At 57.3% G+C, this 12,858-nt stretch carries 13 protein-coding genes; 2 read left to right on the top strand and 11 right to left on the bottom strand.

Annotation, left to right across the window (positions count from 1 at the left end):
• Window positions 1–49: 49 nt before the first annotated feature.
• Together QU667_RS03390 and QU667_RS03385 are read right to left on the bottom strand one after the other, a co-directional pair.
• Entirely contained in the window at window positions 50–964 is a 915-nt protein-coding gene (locus QU667_RS03390) for a DUF2156 domain-containing protein (protein WP_304987920.1), read from the bottom strand.
• 70 nt (window positions 965–1,034) lie between these two features.
• Entirely contained in the window at window positions 1,035–1,988 is a 954-nt protein-coding gene (locus QU667_RS03385) for a type I phosphomannose isomerase catalytic subunit (protein ID WP_304988395.1), read from the bottom strand.
• A gap of 178 nt (window positions 1,989–2,166) precedes the next feature.
• Here QU667_RS03385 and uraA point away from each other — a divergent pair, with 178 nt between their 5' ends.
• On the top strand, window positions 2,167–3,426 hold the full coding sequence (uraA, locus tag QU667_RS03380) for a uracil permease (RefSeq protein WP_304987919.1): 1,260 nt from the start codon (window positions 2,167–2,169) through the stop codon (window positions 3,424–3,426).
• Entirely contained in the window at window positions 3,423–4,289 is an 867-nt protein-coding gene (locus QU667_RS03375; RefSeq protein WP_304987918.1) for an RluA family pseudouridine synthase, read from the top strand. The genes uraA and QU667_RS03375 overlap by 4 nt, the downstream gene beginning before the upstream one ends.
• A 62-nt stretch (window positions 4,290–4,351) precedes the next feature.
• Here QU667_RS03375 and QU667_RS03370 read toward each other — a convergent pair whose 3' ends face one another.
• The 9 genes from QU667_RS03370 to QU667_RS03330 form a co-directional block, all read right to left on the bottom strand.
• Complete coding sequence (locus QU667_RS03370; protein WP_304987917.1) at window positions 4,352–5,119, bottom strand: basic amino acid ABC transporter substrate-binding protein; 768 nt, start codon at window positions 5,117–5,119, stop codon at window positions 4,352–4,354.
• A 99-nt stretch (window positions 5,120–5,218) separates the two neighbouring features.
• Window positions 5,219–5,512, bottom strand: coding sequence for a zinc-ribbon domain containing protein (locus QU667_RS03365; protein WP_304987916.1), 294 nt, complete (start codon window positions 5,510–5,512; stop codon window positions 5,219–5,221).
• Window positions 5,513–5,733: 221 nt separating this feature from the next.
• Complete coding sequence (locus QU667_RS03360; RefSeq protein WP_304987915.1) at window positions 5,734–6,660, bottom strand: DUF1848 domain-containing protein; 927 nt, start codon at window positions 6,658–6,660, stop codon at window positions 5,734–5,736.
• A gap of 93 nt (window positions 6,661–6,753) precedes the next feature.
• Complete coding sequence (locus QU667_RS03355) at window positions 6,754–8,040, bottom strand: ArsB/NhaD family transporter (RefSeq protein WP_304987914.1); 1,287 nt, start codon at window positions 8,038–8,040, stop codon at window positions 6,754–6,756.
• A gap of 35 nt (window positions 8,041–8,075) precedes the next feature.
• The gene (locus tag QU667_RS03350; RefSeq protein ID WP_304987913.1) at window positions 8,076–8,372 is read right to left on the bottom strand and encodes a hypothetical protein; all 297 of its coding nucleotides are present in this window, start codon (window positions 8,370–8,372) and stop codon (window positions 8,076–8,078) included.
• Between the two features lie 56 nt (window positions 8,373–8,428).
• Window positions 8,429–10,096, bottom strand: a complete 1,668-nt coding sequence (locus tag QU667_RS03345) for a glutamine--tRNA ligase/YqeY domain fusion protein (protein ID WP_304987912.1) — start codon at window positions 10,094–10,096, stop codon at window positions 8,429–8,431.
• A gap of 12 nt (window positions 10,097–10,108) precedes the next feature.
• The gene (locus QU667_RS03340; RefSeq protein WP_304987911.1) at window positions 10,109–10,912 is read right to left on the bottom strand and encodes an HD domain-containing protein; all 804 of its coding nucleotides are present in this window, start codon (window positions 10,910–10,912) and stop codon (window positions 10,109–10,111) included.
• 33 nt (window positions 10,913–10,945) lie between these two features.
• Window positions 10,946–11,926 carry a cell division protein FtsZ gene (locus QU667_RS03335; protein WP_304987910.1) on the bottom strand — a complete coding sequence of 327 codons (981 nt, stop codon included), beginning with the start codon at window positions 11,924–11,926 and terminating at the stop codon, window positions 10,946–10,948.
• A 30-nt stretch (window positions 11,927–11,956) separates the two neighbouring features.
• A complete protein-coding gene (locus QU667_RS03330) occupies window positions 11,957–12,856 on the bottom strand; it encodes a DMT family transporter (RefSeq protein WP_304987909.1) in 900 nt (299 codons plus the stop codon).
• Window positions 12,857–12,858: the final 2 nt, after the last annotated feature.

Raw genomic sequence — 12,858 nt, 5'->3', positions numbered from 1 at the left:
ATGCGTGCTCCACACAAACGCCTCGTTACACAAGTGATCGCGTGGGACATCACCCAAGACACAGCGTCGCATTAAACTTCTCAATCAGCTTCTCGGGCTTGTAGGATTCCTTCGCCTTGCGCAGCCCCTCGATCCCCATATCCTCCTCGCGGTTGATGTAGGTCAGATGGCTCCATGCGTGCTCCACAAAGCCCTGATTGATCGCGGGATATGCGCCGCGCAGCTCAGGATCTGCCTTTTCGACGTGAATGACCGCCGTATCCGTGTTCAGCTGCTCGCCGAAGGTAAAGGCGACGACGCGCCCCCCGAGGAGGATCGCGCCTCCCTTCAGCCCGAAGTCCGCGAAGTTGTTCAGCACCTCAAGGATCGCCGTGCGCTCATAGCCGATGAACGGATCGACCGTCCCGTCCTCCTGCTTGTGCTGCTTGTACCAGCTGTTCAGCTCAAGTTTGCACAGCGTTACGATCTCATCCGTAATCGATACAAACGCCGCATCGGGGTGGTCCTTGCGGAATGCGTTCAGATGGTTCTTCTTCGAGTGCAGCTTGCGCCCCGCGAGTGTGATGAGCTTTTCCGAAAGATATACATAGTCGTAGTTGTCGCGGTCGGCGACCACCTCGAAGTGTGCACAGTCGCAGCTGCGCAGGAAATCCGCATAGCCGCGTTCCATATCATAGATGTGAAAGGGCTGCTCGATCTCCTCAAAGTATGCGAGCAGCTTCTTCGTCGCTGCGGGGTACAGCGCGGGATCGCAGAACGGCTGCAGCGCCGACACACGCGCTTTCCACTCGCTCACCACATAGAGGACGTTATCTTCCTCCGCGATGTGAACGTGGAACGGCTCGCGCCACATATAGAGATTCGTAAAGTTAAAATGCGAATTTTCATAGTAATTCGCACGAAAATAACGATCAAGCAGGGGCTTGTCTTCCTTTGTCAAGGCATGAAATTCGATGAGTCTCACCTTCCCTTTGGGTTTTCCTAAAAAGTTCTTCCAACGGGTTCATTATAACAAAGCCGTCAAGCCCCGCGGATCATATTTTGCTGAGAATCAGCTCCGCCTGCCCCGTGAGCGAACACTCCCCCAGTCCCGCCGGCAAAAAGACGCTCTCTCCCTTGCGCAGCGGAAGCGAATCCGCATTGGTGCGCAGTGTCAACTTGCCGGAGAGCAGTGTCAGACATTGGAAGGAGTCGTCCCCCACCGGAAGTACACACGCGCCATCGACCGCAAGATGATAGACGGTAAAGCAGTCGCATGAGGCGAGGAGATGCGCCTGTGCGCCCACACAGATCCCGACTTCTGTGCCGATGGCGGTATACTGCGCGGCAGGCGCAAGGCAGGTCACATCGAGCGCCTTTTCAATATGGAGGTCGCGCGGCTTGCCATCCGTACCGATACGCCCGTAGTCATAGACACGGTACGTCGTATTCGAGTTCTGTTGGATCTCGCAGATGAGAATTCCCTTGCCGATCGCGTGGAGTGTGCCCGCAGGGATAAAAAACACATCCCCCTTCTGCACGGGCACGTGCCGCACAACATCCAGCAGGGTATTGTCCTCGATGCGACGGCGAAATTCCGCCTTTGTGATCTCATGTTGAAAACCGTAAAGCAGTTCCGCCCCCGACGCTGCGTCCATGACGTACCACATCTCCGTCTTGCCGTACTCCCCCTCGACACGCCGAGCATAGTCGTCGTCGGGGTGTACCTGCACGGAAAGATTGTCATGTGCATCAATCAGCTTGATGAGCAGCGGGAAATAGGGAAATTTCGCCGCCTTCGTTCCAAGTACCCCCACTCCTTTCGCTGCGATCCAGTCCGCGAGCGTCTGCCCCGCCGCCGCGCCGTTGCCGATCACGCTCATGCCATCCTTATGACAGGCGAGTTCCCAGCTCTCGGCAATTTTCGTCAGCTGCGTCTCTTTTCCATATTCGTCTCTCAGACGCGTTCCGCCCCAGAGATAGTCCTTGAGCGGTGCGATGAGTTTCATCGGGTACATATTTGTCACTTCCTTATCCACATGAATTCATAGGTCTATCTTACCGAATCGCATTCAAAACTGCAAGGGTTGTCGACAACCCGCACAAAACGTCATTGTCCCCCGCTTCATACTGTGGTATCATAAGGTACGCCTAATGCAGGTGACACATCTGAAACGGAGTGATATTATGTCCCAAAAAACAATGGATACCACGGAGCGGCCGCCGCTCCTCACAACCATCCCCCTCTCCTTGCAGCATCTCTTTGCCATGTTCGGCTCAACGGTGCTCGTGCCGATCCTCTTTCACGTCAACCCCGCGACCGTGCTGCTCTTCAACGGCATCGGCACACTGTTCTATCTCATCCTCTGCAAGGGGAAGATTCCCGCATATCTCGGCTCAAGTTTTGCCTTTCTCTCCCCCGTCTTTCTCGTACTCTCCGAGTACAGCTACGAAGCGGCACTCGGCGGCTTCATCATCGTCGGCATCGTTTTCTGTGCGGTCAGCTTCATCGTGCACACGATCGGAACGAGCTGGATCGACGTGATCTTTCCGCCCGCCTCGATGGGCGCGATTGTCGCCGTCATCGGGCTGGAACTGATGCCGACGGCGGCAGGCATGGCGGGGCTGACGGGCGAAAATACGGATGCCACCGTGATCTTCGTTTCGATTGCGACACTTGCCATCACGATCTTTGCATCCATGGCATTCCGTGGCTTTCTCTCCATCATCCCGATTCTCATCGGTGTGGTCGCGGGCTACATCATCGCATTCTGTGCGGGTATCGTCGATCTCTCGCACGTTGAGAGTGCGCCGTGGTTTGCAATCCCGACCATCTATACGCCGGAGTTCGACCTGCGTGCCATCCTCATCATCCTGCCCGCCTCCATCGTTGTCGTCGTGGAGCACATCGGCCATCTCATCGTGACGGGCAACATCGTCGGCCGCAACCTCGCGAAGGATCCGGGGCTCGACCGCTCCCTCCTCGGCAACGGTGTTTCGACGATCTTCTCCGGCTTCTTTGGCTCAACGCCGAATACGACGTACGGGGAAAACATCGGTGTCCTTGCCATCACAAAGGTCTACTCCACATGGGTCATCGGCGGTGCCGCCATCTTTGCCATCCTGCTCTCCTGTCTCGGCAAGCTCGCCGCACTCATCCAGAGCATCCCCGTCCCCGTCATGGGCGGTGTCTCCATGCTCCTCTTCGGCGTGATTGCAGCCTCGGGCATCCGCATCCTCGTCGAGGCAAAGGTGGACTACAACAACCCGATGAATCTCCTCCTGACCTCCATCGTCATGGGTGTCGGCGTATCGACGGCGAGCCTTACCATCGGCACGGTCACGCTGCGCGGCATGGCACTCGCGACGGTCATTGCCATCATCCTCTCCATCTCCTTCCGCATCATCCTTGCCCTGCGCCGTTCGGAGCAAACGCGCAGCGAATGACGGAGCATATCATAACGCTGCCTGAGGGCGAGGAATGTCCCGCAAAGGCATATCTCATGCGCGTGTGCGGGATTTCGTCGGGACTGTGGAAACGCATCAAACACAGCGGCACATTCGCCGTAAACGGCACGCCTGCCATCGCCGCACGCACCATGCTGCACGCAGGAGACGTTGTTTCCTATGAACTTCCCATCGTTTCCTCTGTCACGCCCGAGCAGCTGTCGCTTGCAATTGTCTACGAGGACGCGGATCTTCTCATCATCGACAAGCCTGCGGGGCAGCTTGTCCATCCGACGACAAAGGAAGCACGCGGGACTGTCGCCAATGCTGTGCTTGGTCTTTATGAGGAACGCGGCATACGGCTTGACTTTCATCCGTGCCACCGCCTCGACCGCAATACAACGGGACTGCTGCTCATCGCAAAGCATCCCGAGATACAGTATCAAATCGCAAAACAGGATACGCCTACACGGGAGTATCTTGCCCTGATTGAGGGGATGCTCATACCAACGGAGGGCACAATCGACGCGCCCATTGCGCGCGCCCTGCCGAGCATCATCCTGCGCTGCGTCACGCCCGACGGAAAGCCCGCGCGCACGCATTATTGGACAGAGCAGACGAACGCACGGCATTCCCTCCTGCGTCTGCGCCTTGAGACGGGACGCACCCATCAAATCCGCGTCCACCTCGCCCATCTGGGGCATCCCCTGCTCGGAGACGACCTCTACGGCGGCAGCACAGAGTTGATCGCGCGTCACGCCCTCCACTCTGCACGCCTCACCCTCGTACATCCACGCACAGGTGAACGGCTCTCTGTAGCGTCCCCCCTGCCGAATGATATGGCGCGCATCCTATCACTGTAAGCATAGAAAAGCCCCGCAGACGGAATTACCATCTGCGGGGCTTTTTGTCGTTCAGCGATTCCTTACTTGCTTGCGCCGAACCACTTCTGATAGATCTTGTCGTATTCGCCGTTGTCGTGCAGCTTCTTGAGCGCCTCGTTGATCTTCTTCTGAAGGTCAGCGTTGTCCTTCGCCATCGCAATGCCGTAGTCCTCGGCGGAGAGTTTGTCCTGGAGGGACTTCACACCAACCGCCTGCGTCTGGTTGATATAGTAGTCGTTGACGGGACGATCGTTGACCACGGCATCCACACCGCGTGCCTTGAGCTCCATGAAGCAGTCCGCAGGCGTATTCAGCTCCGCGACGGTAACGCCCTCCATCTCCTTGACCATGTTCGCACTCGTCGTGCCGATCTGGACGGCGACCTTGTGACCCTTGAGATCCTTGAAGGTCTTGATCGACTCCTCATCGCTGCGCACAACCATCGTCAGCCCCGACTGATAGTACGGATCGGAGAAGTTCACCTTCTGCTTACGCTCATCGTTGATCGTCATGCCGCTGATGATGACGTCGATGTTCTTCGCCTGCAGCGCGGGGATCAGTCCATCAAAGCCAATGTTCTGGATCTCCGCCTCGCTGCCCATCTCCTTGGCAACGGCACGGATGAGATCCATGTCAAACCCCTGATAGTCCTTCTGCCCCTCATCTTGGAACTCGAACGGTGCAAAATCCACCGCAGCGCCCACGCGCAGCACCTTGGAATCCTGTTTCGCCTGATCGCCGCCGCAGCCGACAAGCGCGAGACTCACGAGAGCGCCGGTCAGGACAAGTGCCAATTTTTTCAACTTCATGGGGAACCCTCCTCATATACTAAAAACAAGGGAGGGACACTGCTCATGATATGCAGCAATCCCTCCCCATAAGGAAACGAGCCGTTTCCTCAAACGCCATTAGAAACGTGCTGCGCGCTTCGCATTGAAGCAGTCGCGGCAGTAGACCGGACGATCCGTCTTCGGCTCGAACGGGACTTCCGTATCCTTGCCGCACTCGGCGCAGACCACATGGAACATCTGACGCTCGCCGCTGTTCTCATCACGACCGCGGCGACGCTTGTCACGGCAGTCACGGCAGCGTGCCGGCTCGTTCTCAAAGCCCTTCTCTGCATAGAACTCCTGCTCACCGGCCGTGAACACGAAGTTGTTGCCGCATTCCTTGCATACGAGTGTCTTGTCTTCAAATGCCATTCTTCCACAATCTCCCTTGAAAAATATAGTTAGTCTCTCCATCCGCCAAACTGGGAAAGCGTCCACTAAGATTATGGTACGGGCAAAGCCTGATTACATAAACAAGGCTTCACTCGTTCATTGAACGACTATCAGGTCTTGAGGAACGGATTTCAACGCTCTGTATTATACAGATGTTTTTCATAAAGTGCAAGCATTTTTTCTATGCCTCAAAAGATTGGTCAAAACAGGCTCTCCTGCACGTCCAACCAACTCTCCTGCCGCGCCGTGTGGACGCGGTCGCCCGCCTCCGCATGACCGATGAGGAAGGGCGATGCGGGATCGTGGCGGCGGCGATTCTTCTGCACCCGTATAAAGTGTGTATTCGCATAGCAATAGCGACAGAGATGCGGACAGCTGTCGTACGCGCCAATGTCCGCGCCGAGATAGCAGTCACACTCCTTGCGCTGCCGCTGATATTTGGGGAAACGCATACGCCGCCCGAGAGCGCGCTCGTAGATGCGCGGTGTCATACAGCCGCCCGTATCTGCACCGAATGCGGCGAGTGCATCCCCGTCGCCGCACGGGTAGGCAGTCATACCATACGTCTTTGCCGTCTCTACAATGTACGCGCCGAGTTCCAACCGTTCCGCGTACGTAACATCACGCCCCTCGGGGAAATTGCGCCGCGTCTTGGCATAGCGCATGAGAAAGCTGATAACGACCATCTCCGTCGCACCTGCAAGCATCTCTGCCATCATGGAGAATTGCTGCCGATGCCAGTCCATCGTATGCTGTTCGTCGAGGATGATGGGGTCGTAACGCCAACCGATGCATTGCCTGCCGACCATCTCCGAAAGCCGGCGAAAGGCGCGCGCGACCTCCTGCCATGGCGGCACATTCGGCTCAATGTCCCTCCCATAGGGGGTGATGGTAACGTACCAGAACTGCCCGAATGGAGAAAGAAGATCCATATGCGGGAGCATGGGCGCAGGGTTCTTTGTGCAGAAGGCAATCAGATCCACAACCTGCGGATCGAGGAGATAGCGTGTGACCTGCTCCTTGTCGTAGGGATTTCGGACACAGACCTCACCCGCGTGCAGACGGTTCACGAACCACGGCGCGTAGAACGCAGGGATGTCCGTGCGCATCCCCGTGTGCAGGATCATCGTACTCCCCCCTTTTTTTCATAGAATAGCACAGCCGCACGTAAAAATAAATCCCCGACCATCGCAGTGATCGGGGATATGACATGACACGCTTCAGAGATAGCGAATGCAGACGTAGATGTTCGAGATGATGATGGTAAACGTCATGATCGGAAGTGCAATCTTCATAAAGCCGATGAAGGAGATCGGCCGGCCGCGCTGCGCCGACATGGACGCAACAACGACGTTTGCACTTGCACCGATGAGCGTCCCGTTGCCGCCGAGGCACGCGCCGAGCGCGAGCGACCACCAGAGCGGATCAAGGTTCGTGAGCCCCATCTGCCCCATATCCTGAATGAGCGGGATAAGAGTTGCAACAAACGGGATGTTGTCGATGAAGGCGGACGCGAACGCGCTCATCCAGAGGATGAGGATCGCCGTCGCCTCGACATTGCCGCCCGTCGCCTTGATCGCCTCGGCGGCGAGCATACGGATCACGCCCGTCTCGACGAGCGCACCGACGAGAATGAAGAGTCCGCCGAAGAAGAAGATCGCGGGCCACTCGATCTTCGAGAGCACCTTGACAATCGCCCCTTCGTCGCGCGTCGCCGTGAGCAGGAGCAGAAGTCCCGCGCCCGAGAGCGCCACCGTCGCAGACTCAAGCCCGAGACTGCCGTGCAGGACAAAGAGTGTGATCGTCAGGAAGATAACGGTGAGACATTTGCGCAGCAGCGCATGATCCGTGATTTGTGCGGCAGCGGGCAGGCGCATGATCTTCTCCTGCAGCTCCGGCTGGGTGTGAAGCCCCTTGCGGTAAAGGCCAATAAGTATGAATTGCACCAAGATAAAGATAATTATAGAGATGACTGTCAAATTTTCCACAAACGCCATGAAGTCCAGTCCGACGGCGCTGCCGATCATGATGTTGGGAGGATCGCCGATGAGGGTCGCCGTACCGCCGATGTTCGAGGAAAGGATCTGCGAGATGAGGTAGGGCATGACATCAACTTTGAGCTGGGATGTGATGCTGAAGGTAATCGGCACAGTCAGAAGAACCGTTGTGACATTGTCAAGGAGCGCCGAGCAGACCATCGTGATGGTCGAGAGCACGACGAGGAGTGCGACCGGCCGCGCCTTGACCTTCTGCGCCGCCCATATCGCAAGGAAGTTGAAGAGCCCCGTCTCACTCGTGATGTTGACAATAATCATCATCCCCATGAGAAGCCCCAACGTGTTAAAGTCAATGTGGTGGACAGCAGTCTCCTGCCCGATAATCCCAAAGAGTATCATAAGCATTGCGCCAAACAACCCGACGATGGTGCGGTGCACCTTTTCGGAGATGATGAGCGCATATGCGATGACGAAGATGACAATCGCCACAATCGTTGCATTTTCCATCATTTCACATCCTTCTTCTCATTTCGAGAAAATCCACATCACGTCGCCGTGATAATCACCTGCCGGCCTCTGCGCTGAATCTTGAGTCGATAGTGCTGCACACCTTCCTGTGCCAGCGTGAGTTTCAACTCCATCAGTGCTCTGCCGAGCTCGTCCGCCTGCGCGGAGGAAAGCCCCGCACGGGCAAGGTCGGCGGGAGGAACGCGCTCTGCCTGCTGACGTGCGCGCTCCTCTTCCTGCCGCTCCTTCTTCAGCAGAACCTCGGCAAGCGTTTCCTCCTCCTCGAAGCCCTGCATCATATCCTTGTCAGATCGGTTCTTCGGTATCTTTGCCACGGCAAACCTCCTTATACCGTCCGCATCGGACGGCGCACAGCATGAACGGGAAAGGACTATTTCATCTTGCTCCACGAGTCCTTGAGTCCGACCACGCGATTGAACACAATATGATCCGGCGTGGTGTCCGGGTCAACCACAAAGTAACCGACGCGCAGGAACTGATAATGTGTACCTGCCGCCGTAAGGCGGACGCTCGGCTCAACCTTGGCATCCGTCAAAATTTCGAGCGAGTGCGGATTCAGCGTGTCAATGAAATCCTCCGGCTCCTCCTCACCCTCAGGCATATCGCGAAGCAGGCTCTCGTAGAGGCGCACCTCCGCCGTAAGCGCATACTCCGCCGCAACCCACTGAATCGTCCCCTTCACCTTGCGATTCGCAGCAGCGCCGCCGCTCCGCGTCTCGGGGTCGTAGGTGCAGCGGAGTTCTGTAATTTCCCCCGCCGCATCCTTTATGACTTCCTCACATTTGATGATGTAGGCGTGCTTGAGGCGCACCTCGCCGCCCGGCTTCAGACGGAAGAATTTCTTCGGTGCATCCTCCATAAAGTCCTCGCGGTCGATATAGAGTTCCCGTCCGAACGGTACATAACGCTGTCCGCCGTGCGTGGGACTGCTGTCGGCGAGCAGGTACTCCGTCTCCCCCTCGGGATAGTTGGTAAGGACGAGCTTCAGCGGACGCAGCACCGCCATGATGCGCGGCGCATTCCGGTTCAGCTCATCGCGTACGCTGTGTTCGAGCATGGCACTGTCCACCGTGCTGTTGCTCTTGGCGACACCGATCTCCTCGCAGAATGCACGTACGGCTGCGGGCGGATAGCCGCGGCGGCGCATCCCGGAGATGGTCGGCATACGCGGATCGTCCCAACCGCGCACATGTCCCTCCTCGACGAGCCGGCGCAGCTTGCGCTTGCTCGTAATCGCGCCCGATAGGTTGAGCCGCGCGAACTCGATCTGACGCGGACGCTCCCCCGCAGGAAAGCCGAGAGCCTCAAGCAGCCAGTCATAAAACGGACGGTGCTCCTCGAACTCAAGCGTGCAAAGCGAATGCGTGATGCCCTCGATCGCGTCCGAGATCGGATGCGCGAAGTCGTACATCGGATAGATGCACCACTGATCCCCTGTCCGGTGGTGCGGGACGTGCGCAATGCGATAGATGACCGTGTCGCGCATCACGAGATTCGGCGATGCCATATCGATCTTCGCACGCAGGACACACGCGCCGTCGGGGAATTCGCCCGCACGCATCCGCGTAAAGAGATCGAGGTTTTCCTCCACCGAACGATTGCGGTACGGGCTTTCCACCCCCGCCTCGGTCAGTGTGCCGCGATGCGCACGAATCTCATCCGCCGAGAGATCGTCCACATAGGCGAGCCCTTTCTTTATAAGTTCGACTGCATATTCATACATCTGCGCGAAGTAGTCCGACGCATAGAAGCGGCGATCCCCCCACGAGAAGCCGAGCCAACGAATGTCCTCCTGAATGGAGTCCACGTACTCGACATCCTCCTTCGTCGGGTTCGTATCGTCAAAACGCAGATTGCACAGCCCGCTGTAGTCCTCGGCAACGCCAAAGTTGAGGCAGATGGACTTTGCGTGTCCGACGTGCAGATAACCGTTCGGCTCGGGCGGGAAGCGCGTATGAATCCCCTCCGCGTGCCGTCCTGCCCGCAGATCCTCGTCGATGATATTTCGGATAAAATTCGATGTCTTTACGTCCGCCATGTCCCTCATCCTCTATCCGTACAATTCCAATGTGTCTTCCTGTGCGCATCGCCGTTCGATGTAGGCACGCATACGCGCAACGCCCTCGGCAATGCCCTCCTGTTTGGGAATACTCTCCGTGAACGCCTCCACATAGCCGCGCGCCACGATACGGCGCAGTGTCCATGCAAAGTTGATGTCGTAAATCCATAGAAGCCGTACAATCTTGCGGTCTCCGTGGGTACGCAGACGGTAGTAGTCCGCCTGTCCTCCCGCCGCAAAATCCGCGATGAAGTCAGGACTGACCTCCTGTGCCGCATCCGACGGCACGAAGTTCGGTGCCTTTTCCGCTCCATCGGCTGTGAGAAATGGCAGCAGTACGCGGTAGATGTCGAGTTTGTCCGCGTCACGGATCAGCTTTGCAAAAAAAAGCTTGCGCCGATCCTCCGTCGGTGCGATTTCCTTCTTGTTGTGGTACCGGATCGCAAAGCATACGGCATCGGCATCCGACGGACTGAGGCGCTTTAGAAAATCGCCCTCGTTCAGCACATGTAAGCCGAGGTCGGCATGATCCTCCGAAACGGCATCGTTGAACGTCCGATAGACGGCATACTGCCGAAAGCGTCCCACATCGTGAAAGAGTCCGATGATCTCGGCGAGTGCCGTATCGTGTGCCGTACATCCGAGATACTTGGCAAGCGCACGTGCATTCGCCGTGACATAGCCCGTATGAATCTCCTTGAGGTGGATCCCGCGCATAACATCGGAATCGTCCGTGCGGAAGGAACGCATATAGCCGTTCATCCACGTATGCATTTCATGCAAAAGCGCGTCCATCTGCGTACCTCCTTTCACACAGGATGATTTCGATCAATCCTGTACGGCGCGAATATAGGCATCGTCAAAATCCGTCGCAATGAGTGTTGCCTGTACCCTGCCCTTCATCCCCGGCTGAACGACGAGCCCCACAATCACATTGACCTCGGGGTGGGCGCTCTTGCGGATGTAGTGTACCGCCTCATCGACATCGCGCAGACTCATCGAGGGTGCGCCGGTGAGATTGAGCACGATGCCGCGTGCGCCCGTTGCATCACGGTCAATCAGAGGGCTCTCGATCGCCTGACGCACCGCCTTCTGCGGCGTTTCGTCCACACCGATGGCGAGAAGCGCGTCACTCGACGCGCTCTGGTGAAAGATCGTCGTCACATCGGCAAAATCGACGTTGATGACCCCCGTTGTGAGAATCAGCTCCGCCACGCAGCTGACGATCTGCTGCAACACCTCATCCGCAAGGGCAAACGCCTCGATGAAGGACAGATTTCGATTCGGCGCGATCTTCAAGAGGTTGTCGTTGCGTATCGTAATGAGCGCATCCGTATGTCCCTGCATGAGGGCAATCCCCGCCTGTGCCGTCTGCATCTTGCGTGCCATCTCAAAGCGAAAGGGGGTCGTCACCACACCGATCGACAAAATTTCCATATCGCGGGCAATTTCAGCAACGACAGGAGCAGCCCCGGTTCCGAGTCCTCCGCCCATCGTCGCGGCAATAATCACGAGATCCGTACCTTCGAGCAGGCTGCGGATCGCCCGTTCCTCGGAGCGTGCCGCCTCCTCACCAAGCTCAACCCGACCGCCCGTACCGCGTCCGTTCGTCAGTTTCTCCCCAATGGGGAGAACCGCAATCCCCTGCTTGTGCAGCGTATTCAGCTGGCGCAGATCGGAATTGATGCCGATGAGTGCGATGTCCAAATCATTTTTTTCACGTACGCAGCGCACAATATTATTTCCGCCGCCGCCCACGCCGATCACCTTGATCGTGATTTTCGGTTTGATTATTTCAGCTGCCGGCATATACATACCCCTATCGAAGTACCGATCACATCAATCTTCTCTGCAGTGCTGCACGTTTTTCCCCGTGCACCCCCGCAGCTGCGCCATAAGAGCCCCGCCCAGCAGCAGCACACAGCCCAGAATCTGTACCGCGTTCATCATCTCACCGAGAACAATCCACCCTGCCACAGCGGCAAAGATCGCCTCCGTCGACATCAGAATCGCCGCCTGTGTCGGCTCCACATACGCCTGTCCAAGAATCTGGCAGGTGTAGGCAACGCCGCAGGAGAGAACCCCCGCATAGACAATCGGCACAACGGCATTCCAAAGATCCATCCATACGAACGTCTCATAGACGGCGGCAAGTGCCGCACTGCCGACAGTGCAGACAATCATCTGCATCCAGCAGAGTTCAATGGCATCCACCGTCCGTGCAAAGCGGTCGATGAGGAGAATCTGCGCCATCCAAAAGAAGGAGCAGATGAGGACGAGCAGATCGCCCGTGTTGATTGTCGTCTCCCCATGTGCGGAGAGAAAGTAGACACCTGCAAAGGCGAGCACTGCACCGCCCCACTGCACGGCGCGGACGCGATGTCCGAGCAGAACGGCGGCGAGCGGCACAAGCACGATGTAGAGCGTCGTGATAAACGCCGTCTTGCCTGCCGTCGTATAGAGCAGCGCCACCTGCTGCAGCGTCACACCAACGAACATGGCAAGCCCGACGGGAAGCCCCGCACGAAAGCCCGAGCGGAACGTCCCCACACGCCTGTCGGCAGCACGCTTTCTACGGTAGGCGTACCAGAGCGCCCCCATAAACAGCGTGCCGAGCGCAAACCGTGCAGCGGCATAGGTATATGGTCCAAGCCCATCCATCCCAAGAATCTGCGCGACAAACGTTGTCCCCCAGAAAAACGATGCCGCAAGCAGCATGAGCGTTCCCCGCAGCTGCATGG

Origin of the sequence: Selenomonas dianae, from assembly GCF_030644225.1 — a bacterium.
In the GTDB taxonomy this organism is placed as follows: Bacteria; Bacillota; Negativicutes; order Selenomonadales; family Selenomonadaceae; genus Centipeda; species Centipeda dianae.
The sequence above is the reverse complement of the archived record's forward strand: the minus strand, read 5'-3'. Positions and strand labels throughout refer to the sequence as shown.

Bases quoted from the DNA above. Each gene is read 5' to 3' on its own strand.
- QU667_RS03365 (WP_304987916.1), bottom strand. From the start codon at position 5,512: ATGGCATTTGAAGACAAGACACTCGTATGCAAGGAATGCGGCAACAAC.
- QU667_RS03355 (WP_304987914.1), bottom strand. From the start codon at position 8,040: ATGATGGAAAATGCAACGATTGTGGCGATTGTCATCTTCGTCATCGCA.
- QU667_RS03370 (WP_304987917.1), bottom strand. From the start codon at position 5,119: ATGAAGTTGAAAAAATTGGCACTTGTCCTGACCGGCGCTCTCGTGAGT.
- QU667_RS03335 (WP_304987910.1), bottom strand. From the start codon at position 11,926: ATGCCGGCAGCTGAAATAATCAAACCGAAAATCACGATCAAGGTGATC.
- QU667_RS03385 (WP_304988395.1), bottom strand. From the start codon at position 1,988: ATGAAACTCATCGCACCGCTCAAGGACTATCTCTGGGGCGGAACGCGT.
- QU667_RS03340 (WP_304987911.1), bottom strand. From the start codon at position 10,912: ATGGACGCGCTTTTGCATGAAATGCATACGTGGATGAACGGCTATATG.
- QU667_RS03375 (WP_304987918.1), top strand. From the start codon at position 3,423: ATGACGGAGCATATCATAACGCTGCCTGAGGGCGAGGAATGTCCCGCA.
- QU667_RS03360 (WP_304987915.1), bottom strand. From the start codon at position 6,660: ATGATCCTGCACACGGGGATGCGCACGGACATCCCTGCGTTCTACGCG.
- uraA (WP_304987919.1), top strand. From the start codon at position 2,167: ATGTCCCAAAAAACAATGGATACCACGGAGCGGCCGCCGCTCCTCACA.
- QU667_RS03330 (WP_304987909.1), bottom strand. From the start codon at position 12,856: ATGCAGCTGCGGGGAACGCTCATGCTGCTTGCGGCATCGTTTTTCTGG.
- QU667_RS03345 (WP_304987912.1), bottom strand. From the start codon at position 10,096: ATGGCGGACGTAAAGACATCGAATTTTATCCGAAATATCATCGACGAG.